General features: G+C 69.0%; 17 protein-coding genes and 1 other RNA gene. 10 read left to right on the top strand and 8 right to left on the bottom strand.

Annotated features, from left to right (window positions below; genetic code table 11):
* Positions 1 to 63: 63 nt before the first annotated feature.
* Positions 64 to 425: RNase P RNA component class A (gene rnpB, locus CCO03_RS03500), an RNA gene on the bottom strand.
* Between the two features lie 315 nt (positions 426 to 740).
* On the opposite strand from rnpB, the gene CCO03_RS03505 reads away from it, so the two are divergent.
* From CCO03_RS03505 to CCO03_RS03515, 3 genes are all read left to right on the top strand, one after another.
* On the top strand, positions 741 to 2,060 hold the full coding sequence (locus CCO03_RS03505) for an MFS transporter (protein WP_087277317.1): 1,320 nt from the start codon (positions 741 to 743) through the stop codon (positions 2,058 to 2,060).
* Positions 2,061 to 2,118: 58 nt separating this feature from the next.
* A complete protein-coding gene (locus CCO03_RS03510) occupies positions 2,119 to 2,796 on the top strand; it encodes a DUF2848 domain-containing protein (RefSeq protein ID WP_087277320.1) in 678 nt (225 codons plus the stop codon).
* 189 nt (positions 2,797 to 2,985) lie between these two features.
* On the top strand, positions 2,986 to 4,347 hold the full coding sequence (locus CCO03_RS03515; protein ID WP_087277323.1) for an amidase: 1,362 nt from the start codon (positions 2,986 to 2,988) through the stop codon (positions 4,345 to 4,347).
* Positions 4,348 to 4,408: 61 nt separating this feature from the next.
* Here CCO03_RS03515 and CCO03_RS03520 read toward each other — a convergent pair whose 3' ends face one another.
* Entirely contained in the window at positions 4,409 to 5,371 is a 963-nt protein-coding gene (locus CCO03_RS03520) for a LysR family transcriptional regulator (RefSeq protein ID WP_087277326.1), read from the bottom strand.
* A 161-nt stretch (positions 5,372 to 5,532) separates the two neighbouring features.
* Here CCO03_RS03520 and cysK point away from each other — a divergent pair, with 161 nt between their 5' ends.
* The gene (gene cysK / locus CCO03_RS03525) at positions 5,533 to 6,447 is read left to right on the top strand and encodes a cysteine synthase A (RefSeq protein ID WP_087277329.1); all 915 of its coding nucleotides are present in this window, start codon (positions 5,533 to 5,535) and stop codon (positions 6,445 to 6,447) included.
* A gap of 250 nt (positions 6,448 to 6,697) precedes the next feature.
* On the opposite strand, the gene CCO03_RS03530 is transcribed toward cysK, so the two are convergent.
* Complete coding sequence (locus tag CCO03_RS03530; RefSeq protein WP_087277332.1) at positions 6,698 to 6,943, bottom strand: DUF2789 domain-containing protein; 246 nt, start codon at positions 6,941 to 6,943, stop codon at positions 6,698 to 6,700.
* Between the two features lie 182 nt (positions 6,944 to 7,125).
* Between CCO03_RS03530 and CCO03_RS03535 the strand changes: the two genes are divergently transcribed.
* Positions 7,126 to 9,006: an alpha/beta hydrolase family protein gene (locus CCO03_RS03535; protein ID WP_236904020.1), complete on the top strand. Its 1,881-nt coding sequence runs from the start codon at positions 7,126 to 7,128 to the stop codon at positions 9,004 to 9,006.
* A 477-nt stretch (positions 9,007 to 9,483) separates the two neighbouring features.
* Here the strand turns inward: CCO03_RS03535 and CCO03_RS03540 are convergent, their stop codons facing one another.
* Both CCO03_RS03540 and CCO03_RS03545 read right to left on the bottom strand, forming a co-directional pair.
* Positions 9,484 to 10,029 (bottom strand): DUF4240 domain-containing protein, encoded by a 546-nt coding sequence (locus CCO03_RS03540; RefSeq protein WP_087277338.1) that lies wholly within the window; start codon positions 10,027 to 10,029, stop codon positions 9,484 to 9,486.
* A gap of 162 nt (positions 10,030 to 10,191) precedes the next feature.
* Positions 10,192 to 10,902, bottom strand: a complete 711-nt coding sequence (locus CCO03_RS03545; RefSeq protein ID WP_087277341.1) for an NUDIX hydrolase — start codon at positions 10,900 to 10,902, stop codon at positions 10,192 to 10,194.
* Positions 10,903 to 11,176: 274 nt separating this feature from the next.
* Here CCO03_RS03545 and CCO03_RS03550 point away from each other — a divergent pair, with 274 nt between their 5' ends.
* Positions 11,177 to 12,679, top strand: coding sequence for a GNAT family N-acetyltransferase (locus tag CCO03_RS03550; RefSeq protein ID WP_087277344.1), 1,503 nt, complete (start codon positions 11,177 to 11,179; stop codon positions 12,677 to 12,679).
* Positions 12,680 to 13,045: 366 nt separating this feature from the next.
* On the opposite strand, the gene CCO03_RS03555 is transcribed toward CCO03_RS03550, so the two are convergent.
* Together CCO03_RS03555 and CCO03_RS03560 are read right to left on the bottom strand one after the other, a co-directional pair.
* Positions 13,046 to 13,660, bottom strand: coding sequence for a hypothetical protein (locus tag CCO03_RS03555; protein WP_087277347.1), 615 nt, complete (start codon positions 13,658 to 13,660; stop codon positions 13,046 to 13,048).
* Between the two features lie 356 nt (positions 13,661 to 14,016).
* On the bottom strand, positions 14,017 to 14,562 hold the full coding sequence (locus CCO03_RS03560) for a TFIIB-type zinc ribbon-containing protein (protein WP_087277350.1): 546 nt from the start codon (positions 14,560 to 14,562) through the stop codon (positions 14,017 to 14,019).
* Between the two features lie 257 nt (positions 14,563 to 14,819).
* Here CCO03_RS03560 and CCO03_RS03565 point away from each other — a divergent pair, with 257 nt between their 5' ends.
* Entirely contained in the window at positions 14,820 to 15,668 is an 849-nt protein-coding gene (locus CCO03_RS03565; RefSeq protein ID WP_087277353.1) for an acyl-CoA thioesterase, read from the top strand.
* 7 nt (positions 15,669 to 15,675) lie between these two features.
* Positions 15,676 to 16,443, top strand: coding sequence for an enoyl-CoA hydratase (locus CCO03_RS03570; protein WP_087277355.1), 768 nt, complete (start codon positions 15,676 to 15,678; stop codon positions 16,441 to 16,443).
* 113 nt (positions 16,444 to 16,556) lie between these two features.
* On the opposite strand, the gene CCO03_RS03575 is transcribed toward CCO03_RS03570, so the two are convergent.
* The gene (locus CCO03_RS03575) at positions 16,557 to 17,327 is read right to left on the bottom strand and encodes an SDR family oxidoreductase (protein ID WP_087277358.1); all 771 of its coding nucleotides are present in this window, start codon (positions 17,325 to 17,327) and stop codon (positions 16,557 to 16,559) included.
* 137 nt (positions 17,328 to 17,464) lie between these two features.
* Here CCO03_RS03575 and CCO03_RS03580 point away from each other — a divergent pair, with 137 nt between their 5' ends.
* Both CCO03_RS03580 and CCO03_RS03585 read left to right on the top strand, forming a co-directional pair.
* Positions 17,465 to 18,637 (top strand): ankyrin repeat domain-containing protein, encoded by a 1,173-nt coding sequence (locus CCO03_RS03580; RefSeq protein ID WP_087277361.1) that lies wholly within the window; start codon positions 17,465 to 17,467, stop codon positions 18,635 to 18,637.
* A 494-nt stretch (positions 18,638 to 19,131) separates the two neighbouring features.
* On the top strand, positions 19,132 to 19,845 hold the full coding sequence (locus tag CCO03_RS03585; RefSeq protein WP_157667478.1) for a transposase: 714 nt from the start codon (positions 19,132 to 19,134) through the stop codon (positions 19,843 to 19,845).
* Positions 19,846 to 20,088 lie beyond the last annotated feature (243 nt).

Consider the following 20,088-nt stretch of genomic DNA (forward strand, 5'->3'; position numbering starts at 1 on the left):
ATCAGGGCGACCACGGTGCCGCGCGGAGGCGGGCGCCGTGGGCTGGCGCGCCGCGAAAAGAAAGGGTGAAGTTCGCCGATAAGCCGGATTCTGTGCACGGCGGTTGCCCGCCGCGTGACCGCCATTAATCTGGGCCGCCGGTCGCCCGAGCGGCTCGATGCCACCTACCCGCACACTCCGGGGGCCCCGTCAACGTGTGCCTACTTGGTGTTGCTGCGCGTAGAGATTGCCCGTTTCACCCGGGCCGGTTTGGCTTGCGCCACGCCTGCCCGACTCGTCTCTGTTGCTCTGATCCTCACCTCGCGGTGGGGAGCCGTTAGCTCCTACGCTGCCCGTTGCAGTCCGGACGTTCCTCCAGTGCGGTGTTTCCACCCAACGCAAGCGTTGGCCTTTCGGCTTGCACCAGCGGCGGTCTGGCGAACTTCACGGGCGCAATTATCGCCGCATGGGCGCGGGTCTCGGCCCGCCAAGGCGGCGCTGCGTGCCGATGCCCGCATCAGGTGCCGGCGGCGAGGCCGTGTGCACATGGTTCGACCATAAGAAATTTCATTCAAGGCCGTGAAGAATTTCTAGTTGGACAGGACCTGTGGCGATTTCGATACTGCGGGCGCTGACCGAGGTGTACCGCGCTGCCCCATCCCTTGCGCGACCTCCAGCGCCCGCACGCTGAGGACGTGCCCGCGAGCAGATCGCTGGCCTCAGGCCACAGCACCGCTGCCCACGCACACCAGGAGACACCCATGGGCCACGCCGCCACCATCCATTCGCCCCACGATGCCCCTGCGGCCGGGGCCGAGCCTGCCCTCGCCGCCACCTATCGCAAGATCGCCTGGCGCCTCATTCCCTTTTTGGTCTTTCTCTTTGTGCTGGCCTGGATCGACCGCGTGAACGTGGGCTTTGCCAAGCTGCAGATGCTGGACGACCTGAAGTTCAGCGAAGCCATCTATGGCCTGGGCGCCGGCATCTTTTTCATCGGCTACTTCCTGTTCGAGGTGCCCAGCAACCTGCTGCTTGAAAAGATCGGCGCGCGCAAGACGCTGGCGCGCATCACCATCTTGTGGGGTGCGGCCTCGATGGCCATGGCGTTCGTGACCACGCCCACCCTGTTCTACGTGTTGCGCTTTCTGCTCGGCGTGGTCGAAGCCGGTTTCTTCCCCGGCGTGGTGCTGTACCTGACCTATTGGTTTCCGGCGGCCTACCGCGCCCGCGTCAACGGCTTGTTCATGACCTCGTTCGCCATCGCCGGCGCCGTGGGCGGCCCGATTGCCGGCGCCATCATGAACGGCATGCAAGGCGTGGGCCACCTCGCCAACTGGCAGTGGCTGTTCATCCTCGAAGGCATTCCATCCATCCTGGCTGGCTTTGCCGTGCTGCTGTTCCTGCCCGAAAAGCCGCAGAACGCCAAATGGCTGACGCCGGCTGAGCAGCGCGCCGTGTCGCAGGCCGTGGCCCTGGAGAACGCCGAGGGCCACAAGCACGCCTCCTTCACCGAGGCGCTGCGCAACCACCGCGTGTGGCTGTGCGCCGCCATCTACTTCTGCATCGTCAGCGGCAACGCCACCATCGCCTTCTGGGCACCGTCCATCATCAAAGAGATCGGTTTTTCCAACAACCTGACCATTGGTCTGGTGTCTGCCGTGCCCTTCATCGCCGGCACGCTGGCCATGGTGTGGAACGGCATCCACTCGGACAAAACCGGCGAGCGCCGCATGCACTGCGCCATCGCCGCTGTCCTGGCCTGTGCGGGCCTGGTGTTCACCGGCCTGTCGCTGCACAACGCGCCCATGGCGCTCGTCGCGCTCACGGTCGCCGCCGTCGGCATCCTGGCTGCGTTTCCGGTGTTCTGGTCCATCCCGGCGGCCTTCCTGGCCGGCACCGCTGCCGCAGGGGGCATTGCCCTCATCAACTCGATCGGCAACCTGGCTGGCTTTGTCGCGCCCTACATGATCGGTGCGCTCAAAGCCACCACCGGCTCGCTCTCGTCTGGCCTGTACTTCGTGGCCGCGCTCGAGTTCCTCGCCGCGTTCCTGGTCGTGCTTTTCGTCAAGAAGCACCACTGACCGTCTTCCCTGATTTGTCGCGAGGCCCTGCGCCTCGCCCCCTTGATTGAGGCACACCATGCACTTGCAGTTCACCACCCCGGAAGGCCAGGCCATCCACCCGCAGTTCGACCAGCTGGTCATCGCCGGCTGGGCCGGCCGCGACGCCGCCGCCATCGAACACCACATCGAAGAGCTGGCCGCCATTGGCATCCCGCGCCCCAGCGCCGTGCCGCTGTACTACCGCGTGGCCAGCAACCAGCTGAGCCAGCGCGAGACCTTGCAGGTGCTGGGCCCCGACTCGTCGGGCGAGGCCGAGGTCTTCGTCTTCACGCACGGCGGCGAGCTGTTCGTCAGCCTCGCGTCTGACCACACCGACCGCAAGCTCGAAGCGCACAGCGTGGCCTTTTCCAAGCAGGCCTGCATCAAGCCCGTGGCCACGCAGGCCTGGCGCTTTGCCGACGTGGCCGCCTACTGGGATGAGCTGGTGCTGCGCGCATGGATCGTCGAAAACGGCGCCGAGGTGCTGTACCAGGACGGCCCGCTGGCCAGCCTGCGCACGCCGCTGGACCTGATCGGCGGCTACACCGGCGGCGCGGCCCTGCTGCCCGTGGGCACCGGCATGACCTGCGGCACCGTGCCGGCCATTGGCGGCATTCGCCCAGCCACGCACTTCCGCATGGAGCTGCACGACCCGCGCAAGAACCGCGCGATTCGCCACCAATACCACTGCGCGCTGCTGCCCGTGGTGGCCTGATGCACGGGCTGACCCGCCAATCGGTGCGCATGATTTGCAGTATGACCACATTGGCGATAAGAAGTCATCGAAAAACCATGCATACTGCCAATTTCAGGTGGCCAGACTAGAGACCAAGCCTGCGCCAGCATTGAGCCACCACACCCGCCCCCTTGCGCGGCGCCTTGTCCTTTGTTTCCGCCACACGCCATGTCAAACACCGCACTCACCCGCGTGGACCAAGCCGCGCACGCCCTGAAGCTGGGCGCCACCACCGCCGTGCAACTGACCGAGTCCGCGCTGACACGCGCCGCGCAGGGCGAGGGCCCCCGGGTCTTCACGCGCGTGTTCACCGACAGCGCCTTGGCCGAGGCCCGTGCCAGCGACGGTTTGCGCGCCGCCGGCCTCGCCCGCTCGCCGCTCGAAGGCCTGCCGATCTCGGTCAAAGACCTGTTCGACATCGAAGGCCTGCCCACGACGGCCGGCTCCAGGCTCTTGGCCAACGCTGCGCCCGCCACGCAGACGGCCCAGGTCGTGCAGCGCCTGCGCCGTGCCGGCGCCATCATCGTCGGCACCACCAACATGACCGAGTTCGCCTATTCAGGCCTGGGCCTGAACCCGCATTACGGCACGCCGCGCAACGTCTGGGCGCGCGATGAAGACGGCGGCCGCATTCCGGGCGGCTCCTCGTCGGGCGCGGCCATCTCGGTGACCGACGGCATGGCCATTGCCGCCATCGGCTCGGACACCGGGGGCTCGGTGCGCATCCCCTCGGCGCTGAACGGCCTGACCGGCTTCAAGCCCACTGCGCGCCGCGTGTCCATGCAGGGCGTGCTGCCGCTGTCGGCCAACCTGGACTCGATTGGCCCGCTGGCGCCCAGCGTGCGCTGCTGCGCGGCGATCGACGCCGTCATCGCCCACCATGCGCTGCCCGAGCCGCAGGCCGTGCCACTGGCTGGCCTGCGCCTGCTGGCGCCTACCAACGTGGTGCTGGACGGCATGGACGCCGCCGTGGCCGCCGCCTGGCAGCGCGCGCTCGCGCGCCTGTCGCAAGCCGGTGTGCAGATCACCGAAGCGGCCGTGCCGGCCTTTGGCGAGCTGGCACAGATCAACAGCAAGGGCGGCTTCACGGCCGCCGAAGCCTGGGCCTGGCATCGAGGCCACCTGGAAACCCGCCTGGCCGAATACGACCCGCGCGTGGGCACGCGCATCCTGCGCGGCAAAGCGCAGAGCGCGGCCGACTACATCGACCTGCTGGCCGCGCGCCAGGCCTGGATGGCGCAGGTCAAGTCGCAGCTGGCCCCGTTTGACCTGCTCATCATGCCCACCGTGCCCGTGGTCGCTCCCAAGATCGCCGACCTGCAGGCCAACGACGAGGCTTATTTCGCCGCCAATGGCCTGATCTTGCGCAACCCCACGCTGATCAACTTCCTCGATGGCTGCGCCGTGTCGCTGCCCTGCCACCGCGCCGGCGAGGCGCCTGTGGGCCTGAGTCTGGCGGGCACGGCCGGCCAGGACGCACGCTTGCTGAACGTGGCGCTGGCTGTGGAGACGCTGTTCGCGCAGACCTGAGGTGCGTCGTCCCTGGAGGATGGCATTTGATGGGCAGTATCTGTAGTTTTCCGTTTTTTATTCAACGAGATTGCATGAATACCCCGTATTCGGTGTCTGGGTCATGCAGCGGCAGGCGGGCCACACCCTGGCCTTGCTGCAGCGCGAACGCTGTGGCGGTTTCTTCGGCCACGCGCGCCACGTCCTGGGTCAGCGGGTTCTCGTGGTCGTTGCGGTATGCCGCCACCAGGCGCAGCGGCGGAAACTCACGGTCCACCCGCAGCGTGCGCAGGCGCTGCTCGGCCAGCTCGCGCTGGATGACGGCCGGCGGCACGACCGCGATGCCCAGGCCGTCGCAGACCACGCGGATCATGGTGGCGACCGAGGCGATGCAGTTCAGGTGCACGCGCGCGCTGCTTTCGGTGCACAGCAGCTGCTCGATGGCGGCGTAAGGCTCGGAGCCCCGCGCAAAACTCATGATGGGAAAGGTCGCCAGGTCGCCCAGGCTCAAGGTGTCGTCGCCAATGCCGAGCTGCGGGCCACCGACCCAGGCCATCGGAAACTCACCCAGCGACACGTGGCTGACCGCGCCGGACGCCACCGGCTTGGCCTGCAGCGACACGTCGAGCTGGCCACGGCCGAGCTGTTCGGACAGGTGCACCGTGGTGTCGCAGGCAATCTCGACCTGCAGGCGGGGGTAGCGCTGGTGCAGCAGCTGCAGAAAGTCGGGGAACCAGCTGTGCACGACGGATTCGATGGCGCCGATGCGGATGACGCCGGCAAAGGCCTGTTTGTCCAACATGTCTTCGCGCATCTCGCGCATCAGCTTCAGCATGCGCTCGGCGTGCACCAGGGCTTTGGCGCCATCGCTGGTCAGGGTCACCTCGCGCTGGCTGCGGTCGAACAGGCGCACGCCGAACTCCTGCTCCAGCGAGGCAATGCGGCTGGACACGGCGGCCTGCGTGGTGAACAAGCGCTCGGCCGTCATGCGGAAGTTGCGCAGCTCGGCCAGCAGCACAAAGGTTTCGATGAAGCGCAGGTTCATGCGGGCGACTCTAGCGCCATTCGGCGCCTGCCTGGGTATGCACTGACCGCAGTGGCCGCCTTCGAGGTGGCGGCGAATACGCGCATATCCATATGCTTGCCAGCTTGAACAACTCCGCCACAATGACTGCTTTCGCCCGCTTTTCCCGTGTTGGAGACCCCATGAAATTTGACAACGTCCTGCAAACCATCGGCAACACGCCCGTCATCCACATCAACCGCCTGTTCGAGCACCCCAACGTGTGGATCAAGTCCGAACGCAGCAACCCCGGTGGCTCGATCAAAGACCGCATCGCGCTGGCCATGGTGGAAGAGGCCGAGCAGTCGGGCAAGCTCAAGCCCGGCGGCACCATCATCGAGCCCACCAGCGGCAACACCGGCGTCGGCCTGGCGCTGGTCGCGGCCGTCAAGGGCTACAAGCTCATCCTGGTGATGCCCGAGAGCATGTCCATCGAGCGCCGCCGCCTGATGCTGGCCTATGGCGCCTCGTTCGACCTGACGCCCAAGGAAAAGGGCATGAAGGGCGCCATCGCGCGGGCGCAGGAGCTGGCCGAGCAGACGCCGGGCTCGTGGATCCCGCAGCAGTTCGAAAACCCGGCCAACGTCGCCGTGCACGAAAGCACCACGGGCGCCGAGGTGCTGGCCGATTTCCCCGATGGGCTGGACGTGCTCATCACCGGCGTGGGCACCGGCGGCCACCTGTCGGGCGTGGCCCACGTGCTCAAGGCCAAGTTCCCCAACCTGCAGGTGTTCGCCGTCGAGCCGGCAGCCTCGCCCGTGATTTCGGGCGGTCAGCCGTCGCCGCACCCCATCCAGGGCATCGGCGCAGGCTTTGTGCCCAAGAACCTGGACACGTCCGTGCTCAGCGGTGTCATCACCGTCGATGCGGAAGAGTCCAAGGAGTACGCCCGTCGCGCTGCGCGTGAAGAAGGCCTGCTGGTGGGCATCTCGTCGGGCGCCACGCTGGCCGCCATCGCCAAGAAGCTGCCCGAGTTGCCGCCCAACGCCAAGATCCTGGGCTTTGCCTACGACACCGGCGAGCGCTACCTGTCGGTGGACGGCTTCCTGCCGGCCTGACCGGGCCGCACCCGTGCCGTCTCGCGGCATCGAGACGCCCTGGATGCCGGCAGCGCCGGCCGGTTTGCCTCACAGGCATGCCTGAATGCAGTATGGCCCTGCTCCCGTTGTGTTGAAAACGGGAACAGGGCCATACTGCTTTCAGAATGCGCCGATGCGCCGATGCGCCGATGCGCCGATGCGCCGATGCGCCGATGCGCCGATGCGCCGATGCGCCGATGCGCCGATGCGCCGATGCGCCGATGCGCCGTCAGCCCGCGGGCGGCTGGTGCAGGGCCAGGTTCAAGGCATCCACTTTTTCTGCCCAGTCGGCATCGGCGGCCAGCTGCTGGCGCAGGAAGTCGGCCTGGGCCGCATTCCAGAACGGCGCATCGGCCAGGGCCAGGTCGGCGGGCAGCGGCCGGTGGCGGGTGATGAAGGCGACGATGGACGCCGAGTCCGACGCCAGGCCCAGCTGGTCGAACAGGTCCGAGAAATGGTGAAACCCTTCGGTCATTGGCAACTCCTCATGCAGACAAGAATGCGCCAAGCGTAGCAAGTCGGCCGGGCCCGTCCGGGCCGTCGGCTGCGCGCGGTGGGCCATGTCGGCCCCGCGCGGCGGTCCGGCAGGCCGTTTGCGCCTTGAAAGCGCACCGGCCGGCCGCACCTGCCACCCTTTCGCCTCGCCAGGAGTTGTGCTTGACCTCGATTGCCGCCCCCGATTCGTCCGCGCCTGCCCAGCCGCCTCGTCAGCATCCGCTGCGGGCCTTTTTTAAAAACCCGGAGCGCGCCTACTACCGCCTGTCGGACGACGGCAAGACGCTGGGCTTCATGCAGCCGGCCGGCGAGCCCGCGCGCATGAACATCTTCGTGCAGGCCCTGGACGGCAGCCAGCTGGTGGGCGAGCCGCGCCAGCTCACGCACGAAACCGAGCGCGACGTGGCCGGCTACGTCTTCAAGGGCAACGACGTCGTGCTGTTCCAGAAGGACTTCGGCGGCGACGAGAACTTCCACGTGCTGGCCGTGCACACCGGCACCGGCACGGTGATCGACCTGACGCCCTTCGAGCAGGTGCGTGCCGGCATCGAGGACGACCTGGAAGACGACCCCGACCACGTGCTGATCGGGCACAACCAGCGCAACCCCGAGGTGTTCGACGTCTACCGCGTCAACGTGCACACGGGCGCTGCCCAGCGCGTGGCCGAAAACCCCGGCCACATCATCGGCTGGCAGACCGACCACGCGGGCCAGCTGCGCGCCGCGGTGGCCAGCGACGGCCTGATGACGCAGCTGCTCTACCGCGACGACGAGACGCAGGCCTTCGAGACGCTGATCGAGGTCGATTTCCGCACCAACGTGGCGCCGGCCTTCTTCGATTTCGACAACCGCCACCTCTACCTCTACAGCGCACGCGGGCGCGACAAGCTGGCGTTCGTGCGCATCGACCCCGCGCGCCCCGACGACGAAACCGTGGTGTTCGCGAGCGAGGCGGTCGACCTGGACGGCGTGGCCTACTCGCGCCGGCGCCGCGTGCTGACGCTGGCCAGCTACGAAACCGACCGGCCGCAGCGCCACTTCTTCGATGCGCAGCTGCAGGGCATCTTCGCGGCGCTGCAGCGTCAGCTGCCGGGCCTGGAGGTCAGCCTGCAGGCCAGCAACCGGGCCGAGGACCTGTTCGTGGTGGCCGCCCACAGCGACCAGACGCCTGGCGCGCGCTACCTGTATGACGCCCAGCGCGATACGCTGACGCTGTTGGGCGAGCTGAACCCCGCCATTCCGGCGGCCGACATGGCGCGCATGCAGGCTGTGCAGTACACCAGCCGCGACGGCCTGACCATCCACGGCTACCTCAGCCTGCCCGTGGGGCGCGAAGCGCGCCACCTGCCGGTCATCGTCAACCCGCATGGCGGCCCCTGGGCGCGCGACAGCTGGGGCTACAACCCCGAGGTGCAGTTCCTGGTCAACCGGGGCTATGCCGTGCTGCAGATGAACTTCCGCGGCTCGACCGGCTACGGCCGCGCGTTCTGGGAAGCGGGGTTTGGCCAATGGGGCCTGGCCATGCAGGACGACATCACCGATGGCGTGCAGTGGCTGATCGACCAGGGCATCGCCGACCCGAAGCGCATCGCCATTTATGGCGCCAGCTATGGCGGCTACGCCACGCTGGCCGGCGTCACGCTCACCCCCCACCTGTACGCCGCGGCGGTGGACTACGTGGGCGTGTCCAACCTGTTCACCTTCCTGGGCACGATCCCACCGTACTGGAAGCCCATGCTGGTCAAGATGCAGGCCATGGTGGGCGACCCCGAGGCCGATCAGGCGCGCCTGGCGGCGACCTCGCCCGCGCTGCTGGCCGACCGCATCACCACGCCGCTGTTCATCGCCCAGGGCGCCCAGGATCCGCGCGTGAACAAGGCCGAAAGTGACCAGATGGTGGCGGCGTTGCGCGCGCGCGGCGTCGAGGTGCAGTACCTGGTCAAGGACAACGAGGGCCACGGCTTCCACAACGACGAGAACAAGTTCGAGTTCTACGAAGCCATGGAAGGCTTTCTGGCCGCGCACCTTCGACCCGCTGCGTGAGCACCCCGCCGGCCCTGCCGATGCCGGCGGGCTCGCTGTGGGCTGAACCGCGCCGGGCCAACGCAGGCGGACCTCGTGGCCACGCCTGGATGGGCGATGTGGTAGGTATGTGTGGTTTGACGTTCATCAACAAACGGCATCCGGTGAATACTCATCTTGGCGATGCGTCAACACTGAGTCGGTCCCCGACCGGCCAGCGTCTACGCGGGGCGGCGCAACCGCTCCGAAGGCTGGCGCCGGCCTGCGATGGCGGTGGGATGCGCCGTGGCACGGCGAGTTCGTGCTGGCCAGCAGTTCGTGCGGACTTGAAGGACACGCTGAGGCCCACGCGTGTCGTCGACGGGCCGCGGGCGCTGTTCAGCGTGTCCGATGTGGCGCGGCGCAGGTGGGCGCTCAGGGCGTTGTGTCCGCTGAGGCCGAGCCTCCGCGCTGTCGGTGCCCGATGTCGACCGAGGCCCGGTGCCTGTGCCCTTGCCGTCAGTCCTCGGCGTCCCCGTCCTCGGCGTAACGGGCAAAGCCGCGCGGCACGCTGGCGCGCAAGCCCGCTTCCTCGTCGGCGTCGTCGGGCCTGGGCGTGCCGGTGGGGGTGGTGCGCAGCGTCAGGTCCGGGTGCTCGATGCCGGCGTGGTCGGCCGCACCGGTGAGCGCGCGCCAGACACGCTGCACCCCGTGGTTGAGCTCGCCCAGGGCCTGGGTCTGGTCGTAGAAATCGTCTTCGTCCTCGAACCAGTCGACGATGGCGTCGGGGTCGCGCGTGATGGCCTCGTAGGCTGCCTGGCCCCTGCCGACCAGGGCTTGGCGAAAGTCCCAGAAGCCATCGTCCGAACAGCCGCCCAGCAGCACATAGGCGGCGTCCCACAGTGGCCAGTCGTAGGCCGCGTCAGCCTTCAGGGTCCACCAGCGGTGGAACGCCACGAGCTGCTGCACGTCGCCGCCCAGCAGCTCGGCCAGGCGCTGGGCCGGGTCCGGGGGCGCTTCGTCGCGCAGCGTGTCGATGAGTTGCCAGAACTGGGCTTCGGTCATGAGGGCTCCGTGGGTGGCGCGTGGCGGGTTGTCCTCACACTCAGCAGCCACTTGGACGTTGAGTGAGGTGGCAGTATCGGCCTGTTCTCGTCGAATTGAAATCGGAAAATTGCAGATACTGCCTGAAAGGCTGTGGCGATTCGGTGCGGCGGGCAAGCCGTTTCACAGCCCGCGCGGCGTCACCGCCAGGTGTTGGCGGTAGGCGGGGCGCACGCGCCAGAACTGAGCGGGCCGGTGGGCGGCGCCCGTCAGCATGGCACCGGGCACGGCTTCCAGCAGGCCCATGTCGTCCATCTTGCGGCGAAAGCTGACCTTGTTCAGCGTGTCGCCCAGCACCGCCTCGTAGACCGCCTGCAGCTGCGGCAGCGTGAACTGCTCGCCGCACAGGTGGACCGGCAGCGACGAGTACTGCGACTTGTTGCGCACGCGGGCCAGCGCAGCGGCGACGATGGCCGCGTGGTCGAACGGCAGGCCGGGCAGCTGCTGCACGTCCACCCAGCGGATGGCGCCGGCCGGGCCTTGCGCCGGCAGGGCGTCGGCGGGCAGCAGCGCGCAATGGGCGACGGACAGGGACCAGCCGCGCGGGTCGCGCCGCGGGCCGCTGAAGGTGGCCAGCTGTTCGAGGTAGACGCCGTGCATGCCGAGTTTGTCGGCCAGCACGCGGCGGGCCGCGGCGCTGGTGTCGGCATCGGTCTGGGCGTGGACGTAGCCGCCTGGCAGCGCCCAGTCGCCCTGGGCCGGGGGCTGGGCCCGCTGGAGCAGGGCCACGTGCAGGCGCGTGGCGATGAGCGTCAGCGCCACCACATCCACGGTGCAGATGATGTGCGGGCTGTCCTCGTGGGGGGACGGGCGGTGGGGTGAACGGGTGCTCATGGCCAGATGCGGTGTGACCCTGGTTTGTACCACCCGGTCCGCAGTGCGGCGGGCGATGCGGCGGGCGCGAGGGCGGGGCGGGGACGCTGCCGACGCAGCGTTGGCATGTGCGGCGATGGCACGGCCTGGTGGCTGGGCGAAAGCCCGGTTGCCATGTGGGCGACAGGGGTTGGAGGTTGTGGGGTATCACGCCATTCTCGATGCATGGAGATCGAGAATGTGCACATACCTGCTCTTGATGGCCGGTCCATCGCAGTGGCCGACAAAGCCTGAGATGATCGGGCCCGTGACGCCTGTTGACCCCCCTTCCCACACCAGCGCCCCGTCTGTCCCACCGCCGGACGGTCCCGATTGGGTGCTGCAGCTGCACACCTCCCCCGATGCCGTGGACGCCGAGCGCTGGGACGCCTTGCTCGCCATGCAGGACGCGCCCACGCCCTTCATGCGCCACGCCTACCTGGCGGCGATGCAGGCCAGCGGCAGCGCCGTGGCCGACACCGGCTGGCAGGCCGTGTGGTTCACGCTGCACGAGGCCGCGGCCGATGGCCAGGCCAGGCCGGACTGGGTGGCCGCCTGCGTGGCCTACGTCAAGTCGCATTCTTATGGCGAGTACGTGTTCGATTGGGCCTGGGCCGACGCCTACGCCCGCCACGGGCTGTCGTACTACCCCAAGGCCGTGCTGGCCGTGCCGTTCACCCCCGTGCCCGGCACGCGCCTGCTGGCCCCCAGCGACGAGACGCGGCGGGCGCTGCTGGCAGGCGTGCTGCAGTGGTGCGAGGCGGCGGAGTTGTCGTCGCTGCACCTGCTGTTCGGCAGCGAGGCCGACCTGGCCTGCGCCGAGCGCCTGCACCTGATGCGCCGCGAGACCGTGCAGTTCCACTGGGCGCCTGCCGTCCACACCGGTACAGGCGCCAGCGAGGCCGGGGAGACCGGAGAGCCGGCACGCCCGGACTTCGAGGCCTTTTTGCAGACCCTGCAGCGCGACAAGCGCAAGAAGATTCAGCAGGAACGCCGCCGCGTGCGCGATGCCGGGGTGCGCTTTCGCGTGCTGCAAGGGCACGAGATCACGGCGGCCGACTGGGATTTTTTCTACCGCTGCTACGAGCAGACCTATTGGGAACATGGCAACGCGCCCTACCTCACGCGGGCGTTCTTCGAGGCCATGGCGCGTGACATGCCCGAAGCCTGGCTGCTGTTCGTGGCCGAGCGCGTGGCCGTGCCGGGCGACGGGCCGGATGGCGCCCCGGTTGCCGCGCGGGCGACCGTCGAGGCGTCAGCCGCTGCAGGCGCAGCTCAGGCGCTGACTCCGCAGCCGGGGTCCGCCATCGGGCCTGGCCAGCCCGCCGCGAGCGGGCACGAGCACGCGGCGGCCGAGGCCGGCGTGCCACAGCCCATCGCCTGCAGCCTGATCGGGCTGACCCACGACGCCGGCGGGCGCGTGGTGGCGGCCCACGGGCGCTACTGGGGGGCGCTGGAACGCGTGGACTGCCTGCATTTCGAGGCCTGCTACTACCAGCCGATCGCCTGGTGCCTGGCGCACGGCGTGTCGCGGTTCGAAGGTGGGGCACAGGGCGAACACAAGATGGCGCGCGCGCTGATGCCGGTGGCCACCCACAGCGCGCACTGGCTGGCGCGGCCCGATTTCGCCGATGCCGTGGCGCGCTTCCTGGCGCGCGAAGGCGAGGGCGTGCACGCCTACCTCGACCACCTGGCCGAGCGCTCGCCCTTCAAAGGGGATGTTGCATCGGTGAATGGGGTATCGAACAGTTCCCGTTAAATGTGAAACATCCATGAGGCCATACTGCTCGTTGCTCGTTGCTCGTTGCTGATGGCTGACGGTGTGGCCTCACGGGACCAAGCAGTCCTGCCACCTCGGCTCCTCGGACGGTTGCCGAGCGCGGCATGGCAGGTTGCCGCGGTTGGCGGGTGGGCCGATCTGCGCGCGCAGGCGATGCGCCCGCTGGCGCAGGTGATCACGTCGGCGGCCACTGGTCCGGTCAAGGCGGGTCCCGTTGCTGACCCGGTGAAGCGGGCCGCTGCGCCAATGCGCAGGTGCGATGGGCCAGCTCTGCATCGGCCCCAGGCCGCTGGCCTGGCCGTGGCGATGCAGGCCCGAGCTCGACGGCGGGGCTGCCGACCGGGCTCAGCCCGCCTGTTCGCCCAGCACCTTCAGGTAGGCCTCGCGCGTGCGCGGCGAGACGGCGTCCACCGCCTGCTCGGGCGCGGTCTGGTGGCGCAGCACCATGCGGGCCGTGGCCACCGAGCGGCTTTTGCAGAACCAGTGGCAGCTGTGCTGGAACAACAGCATCTCGGCCAGCATGCGAAAGGCCTTCTGCTTGGGCGGCAGGCCTTCGGTGTTCTGGGCGGTGTCGATCAGGCCCTGGGCGTGCACGGCCAGCATCTCGCGCATGTCGAAGCAGGTTTGGGGCAGCCAGCGCGAGACGTAGGGCAGGGTACCGGCCCATTTGCTGACCCGGGCGCGCTCGGCGGGCACCTGGGCAAAGGCTTTGGTCAGTTCCTGGGCCTGGCGTCCCAGTTGGCGTTCGGCGTTCTCGAGCTGTTGCCAGATGAGTTCGCGCGTGCCGGCTTGCTGCTCGGACAGGGCGCGCTGGTAGCCGGTGTGCAGCTGCTCCAGCAGGCGCTCGATCTCGAAGGACTGCAGGTGCGCGCCCAGCAGCTGGATGCGTTCGCGGGTCTCCTTGGCGCGCAGGCCGTACATCACGATCACCGCCACCAAGGCTACCGTCAAACCATCCATGTCCCAGAGTCCCACCGCGTCAAGAAAGCGGCCATTGTCGGCGATCCATCGGGCTGCCGGACGCACGCAGGGCATTTGGGCCATGCGATCCGGCGCGGCCGAGGCGCTGCTGGACGTGGAGGACGGTGGTGAGCGAGAGGGGGCAGGCCGCTGAGCGACCGCTCAGGCCCTGGGCACGCGGATCAGGTCAGCGCCCTGCGGCAAGCGCGTGATGACCTCGATGGCGCGCAGGGTCAGGTGAAATGCCTGGGGTCCATTGCGCACGCCAGCTGGGCGACCTGTCTCAGCGCACAGGCTCCAGGCAAGGCGGAGCCCCGTTGGGGGCCGCGAACGAGCAGCGCGGAAGCGCCGCATCTTCAGTTCAGGCGGTGCAGCATCTTGAGGATGTGCTTGCGTTCGGGCTGTTCCTGCAGCCAGGCCAGCACCTGCTGCGCTTGGGCGTAGACCTCGTCACCGAGCTGCTCGCGGTCCTGCTCGGCGCGGCGCAGGTTGACGGTGAGCTGGGCGCGGCGCGCCTGCCAGGCGGCGGTCGAGATGGCCGTCAGGCTGGTGTGCAGGCCGATGGCCTGCAGGTAGTCCCACTCGCCGCCGTCGAGCCAGATGCAGTCGCAGCGCAGGCAGGTGTCGATGCTGGGGCTGTCGCCTGCATGCACGCGGTACTTGAGCATCAACCGTTGGCAGGCGGGGCAGTGCAGGGCGTGCCGGTGGTCGGCATGCGGCGGCTGGATGCCCACCGGCGCGTGCGGGCTGGCCTGCAGCGGCGGTTGCTCACGGCGCCAGTCCAAGTAGGTGGCGATGTCTAGCGCGTAGCCCTGGCAGGCGTTGCAGGCATAGACGAACAGGCCGTTGTCCAGCGTGAGGGGTTGCAGTTGGCCCTGGTGACAGCAGGTGCAGGTGCTCATGAAACGTCGCGTCGGCAGGCCCGGTCGGGGCGCGCAGGCGGGCGAAAATCAAAGCGCGGATTGTCGCATCAAGCCCGCGCGGCCGCTGCCCGCCTGGGGTGGCCGTCGGCACGCCGGGGTTGGCTCGAGCTTTGCGGGGATCGGGGGGACGGACGGGAGGTGGGCATGGCTGCACTGCAGCACGCAAGCGCTCAGGTGATCGTGGCCGCCTGGGGCGTGCCGCTAGCATGTACGGTTACCCATCAGAGGAGCTTGAATTGACCGCAACCAGCCACCCCTTGGACGAAGCCGTTGTCCTCACGCTGTCGCAGGGGCCCGATCCGCAGGGCGGTACCGTGATCTGGCAGGGCCAGACCCATCCCGGCTACGCCAACATGGTGGGCCCGTACGGCGGCATCACCGCGGCGCAGGCCGTGCAGTCGGTGCTGCAGCACCCGCAGCTGCTGGGCGTGCCCGTGGCGCTGACGATCAACTACGCGGCGGCGCTGGCCTATGGGCCGTTCACCATCCACACGCGGCCGGTGCGCACCAACCGGTCCACCCAGCACTGGACGATCGAGTTCGTGCAGAACGACGATGCCGGCCAGCCGCAGACCGTCATCACCGGCACGGCCATGACCGCGGTGCGCCGCGACACCTACAGCAGCGTTGACCACCCGCTGCCGCCGGTGCCGTCCGCCAGCACCCTGGCCACGCGGCGCGTGAAAAACGCCGTGGAGTGGCTGAACCGCTACGACCAGCGGCTGGTGGACGGCGACATCCACACCGCCTGGGACGGCAGCGAGCACGACAGCCAGAGCACGGTGTGGATGAGCGATGAGCCGCCGCGCCCGCTGGATTTCGTCGGGCTGACCGGCCTGGCCGATGTGTTCTTCCCGCGCATCTGGCGCCGCCGCGCGCTGCGTGTGCCGGCCGGCACCGTGTCCATGACGGTGTACTACCATGCCGACGCCGCCAAGCTGGCGGCCACGGGCAGCGCCCACATCCTGGGCCGCGCCCGCATGCACGCCGCGTTCAACGGCTACTGCGACCAGTCCGCCGTGCTGTGGGCGCCCGATGGCGAGGTGCTGGCCACCACGCACCAGCTGGTCTATTACAAGGAATGAGTGCCGCATGACCTCCGACATCCTGACGCACACCGAAGCCGGCGTGCTGACGCTGACCATCAACCGGCCGGCCAAGAAGAATTCGCTGATCAACCCGATGTATGAGGCCATGATCGAGGCACTCACATCGGCAGCCACCGATACCCAGGTGCGCGTGGTCCTCATCCAGGGGCACGAGACGGCGTTCACCGCCGGCAACGACCTGGGCGAGTTCCTGCACACGCCGCCCGTCACGGCCGACGCGCCGGCCTTCCGCTTCCTGCGCTGCATCGCCGGGTTTCCCAAGCCGCTGATCGCCGCCGTCGCCGGGCCGGCCGTGGGCGTGGGCACCACCTTGCTGCTGCATTGCGACCTGGTGTTCGCGGGCGACAACGCCGTGTTTTCGGTGCCGTTCGTCAACCTGGGCCTGTGCCCCGAGGCGGCCGTCAGCTACCTGCTGCCGCGCCTGTTCGGCCACCAGCGCGCGTCCGAGGCGCTGCTGACCGGCGAGGCCTTTTACGCCGAGGCCGCGCAGGAAGCCGGCCTGGTGTGCCGCATCGTGCCGCCCACCGAGCTCAATGCCTATGCCCAGGCGCAGGCCCGCAAGATGGCCGCCAAGCCGCTGGCCTCGCTCATCGAGACCAAGCGCCTGCTCAAGCTGGGCGTGCAGCCGCACATCAACGCGCGCATCGAGGAAGAGCGCGAGGTCTTCCAGCGCATGCTGGTCGAGCCGGCCGCCAAGGAAGCGTTCAGCGCGTTTTTGGACAAGCGCAAGCCCGATTTCAGCCAGTGCTGACACCGGGCGCGATGCCGTGCGGGCCAGGCCTTGCGCGGCATCCGGGTGAGGCTCAGATGGGGTATGTGGCCCTTGCCGTTGGCTTCAAAACGGCAACCAAGCCATACCCATGTTCAGCGTGCCCAGGCGCAGCCGCCGTCCACCACCAGCGTGCCGCCCACCACGTAGTCGCCGGCGTTCGAGGCCAGGTAGATGGCGGCGCCAGCCATGTCTTCGGGCTTGCCGATGCGGCCGATCGGGGTGCGCGCGGCGGCCTCTTCGGCGTGGTCACGCGCGTTTTTGTTCATCTCGGACGGGAACGGGCCGGGCGCGATGGCACTGACGACGATGCGCCGCGGTGCCAGCTCCAGGGCCATGCGCTTGGTCAGGTGGATCAGGCCGGCCTTGCTGGCGCTGTACGAGTAGGTGTCCCAGCGGTTGACGGAGACGCCGTCGATGGAGGCGACGTGGATCACCTTGGCCAGGTGATCGGTGGCGGCGGCTTCCAGCATGGGCGTCAGCGCCTGCGTCAGGAAGAAGGGCGTCTTCATGTTCAGGTCGGCCACCTTGTCCCAGCCGCTTTCGGGGAATTGGTCATAGGGCGCGCCCCAGGCCGCGCCGGCGTTGTTGACCAGGATGTCCAGGCTTTGCTCGTGCTGCTGCAAGTCGGCCACCAGCTGCTGGATGCCCGCCAGCGTGGACACGTCGCCCGGCAGCGACACGCAATGGCCCAGGGCCGACAGCTCGGCTGCCGTGGCATCGCAGGCCTCGGCCTTGCGGGCGGAGATGTACACGCGCGCGCCTGCACGGACGTAGCCTTCGGCGATCATGCGGCCGATGCCGCGCGAGCCGCCAGTGATCAGCGCGCTGCGGCCTTGGAGGGAAAAAAGATGGTCGATGTTCATGGGGCGGGGGCTCCTCGCTGCCTGCGGATGGGTCACCCCTCGGTGGCACCGAGGGCGAAGCGGATTGTGCGAGCGCGCGCCCAGGCTGCCTATCAACTAGGGAACCCGTCTGATCGGGCGTCGTTGAAGGAGAGAGCATGAGCCGCACCCGCAACCAGGCCGCCGAGCGCGGCGACATCGACAAGCTGGCCGCCCTGGCCGAAGCAGGCGAAGACCTGTCGGCCCTGTGGAAGATCCGCACCCCGCTGATCGAGGCCGTGATCGCCCGACAGGCGGCCACGGTCGCGTGGTTGCTGGCGCGCGGCGTGGCGCTGAACACCCCCGATGCCGTGATGGGCTGGACGGCCCTGGGTTGGGCCGCCAGCGACAACGCGGTGGCGCTGGTGCAGGCCTTGCTGGCCGCTGGCGTCGACACCGAGCACCAGGCCGACGAGCATGGGCGCACGCCGCTCATGGCCGCGGCCCAGGCGGGCAGCGACGAGGCCGTGGCCCTGTTGCTGGCCGCCGGGGCGCAGGTGGCCGCCCAGGACGGCGTGGGCGCCACCGCCGCCGACCTGGCGCGCCGCAACGGCTTCGCGGCCTTGGCCGCGCGCCTGGATGCCTTGCTGCCTCCCGCGCTGCGTGCCGACGCGCCGGCGCCGCCCAGCGACCTGCTGCCCTGGCCCGACGAGCCGCTGGCCGTGCTGCGCTGGCCCGCTGACTTTCCCGCGTTTCAGCAGCCCAACTGGCGCAGTCTGGCCAACGGCGAGGACGCCTCAGCGTTTGGCGACGCCTTTCACGCCGCGCTGGCCGAACGGCTGGCACCGGCCTGGGCCAGCCCCACGGCGGCGCTGCGCAGCTGGGTGCACGCCATGAACCACTGGGAGCGCGGGGCGAGTCAGGCCATCGCCGACGCCCGGGGCGCCGAGGCCCCACCGGGTCGGGCCCACCTGGACATGGGCGTGATGTGGCAGCAGCTGGCGGGCGCCATGGCGCTGCGCCAGGCCTATGCCACGCCGCGCGTGCGCAAGTACCCGCGCGCCTCGATCAGCGCCAAGCCGGATGTGCCACTGCACCTGGACCTGCTGGCGCTGGAGTGGCCGACCGCCAGCAGGTGCCTCGTCACCACCCAGCACCGCATGCTGCCGGTGGACGAGCCCGAACAGGCCGGCACCCACGCGGGCGCGACCACGCGCGGGGCCTTCTTCTCGAACCGCTGGCCCATCGTGGAAAGCCGCTTCACGCTGTTGCGCAAGGCCGGCCAGTGGCGCATCGACAGCTGGCAGCAGCGCTACCAGGGCAGCCGCACCTGGAACAGCCAGATCCTGTGAGCTCGCGCGGTGGGTTGCAGGCCAGCCCGGGCCTCAATCCGGCCGAGCGCGGCCGGTTGGCGCCAAGGGGCCAGGCGCGGCGACGGGTCTCAGTGGGCATGGGGTTCGCGGGGGCGCCGTTGAGCAGGCTGGTACTGCAACCGGTCCTGACCAGCGCGACGCGCCAGTCAGCGTGGGCCAGCGGGCGAAAACTCGGTGCGCTCCTCGCGACGGGGGCGCCGCAACTTCCAGCGGGCGGTGTCGAGGGGGCTGGCGCCTGGACTGGATCCGTCGCGTGTCGCTGTGGGCTGTCCTGACCGATGCGCAGGCGTGGCGCGAACGGCGGCACGCCAGCCGTGCCGTCCCGAACCTGCGGATCAGCCACCTGCCGGCACGGCCATCCGCCCGGTCTGCAGGCTCGCCGTGACGGGCGGGCGCAGCCGGCGAGCGATCGCGGTCCGCGTCGGGTGTCGCGCCGGGGGACAATCGACGCTTCTCGGGCTTGGGGTGGTGAGATGGCGCGTTTGAATCGGCTGGCGGCCGGGGGCTTGCCCCACCATGTGTTGCAGCGTGGCCACAACGCACAGCCGGTGGCGCTGGATGCGGCCGATCACGTGCAGCTGCTGGCGCTGGCAGGCGAAATGGCTCGCACCACGTCGGTGCAAATTCACGGCTTTGCCCTGGTGCCCGGGGCCGTGCACTGGCTGCTCACGCCGCAGACCGAGGCCGGGGTGTCGCTGTTCATGCAGGCGCTCGGTCGGCGCTATGGCCGTTACTTCAACGCCCGCCACCAACGCCGTGGCAGCTTGTGGGACGGGCGTTTCCGCAGCATGGTCTTCCAGCCTGAGCGTCACATGCTGGACCACCTGCTGTACGTGGACACCTTGCCCGTGCGGCTGGGGCTGGTGCCACGCGCCGAAGACCACGCCTGGAGCAGCGCGACGCACCATCTGGGTGAGGGTGGCGAGCCCTGGCTGGTGGCGCCGCCCGCTTATTGGGCGCTGGGCAACACGCCCTTCGAGCGCGAATTGCGCTACCGCGCGCGCCTGAACGAGGGCGTGTCGGCGGCGCTGGCCGAGCGCATTGCCCAGGCGGTGACCAGCGGCTGGGCCATGGGCGACGAGGCCTTCTTGAGTCAGCTGACGCAGCAGGTCGGGCGACGCGTGCAGCCTGGTCGGCGAGGGCGTCCGCGGCGGGGGGCTGCCGACGGGATGGTTGAACCGACTTGATGAGGTCGGGGTATGTGCTGATTCCCGTTTCGTGAACAACGACAGTGGGTCAATACTCCATAGAACCCCGAGCAAGATGAGCGCTTGGTGGGTGACCCGGTGCGGCCAGACGAGCGGATGTGGCCGCTCGCATGGCGGGGCGCTTGACGGCGTGTCACACGGGGGTGAAAGGATCCGTTGGCGGGGCGTGGCCTGCGTCTGTTTTTAATATGTCCCCAATTAAATGTTGAGTTTTCTGATTGG

The organism is Comamonas serinivorans (assembly GCF_002158865.1).
Taxonomy (GTDB): Bacteria; Pseudomonadota; Gammaproteobacteria; order Burkholderiales; family Burkholderiaceae_C; genus Comamonas_E; species Comamonas_E serinivorans.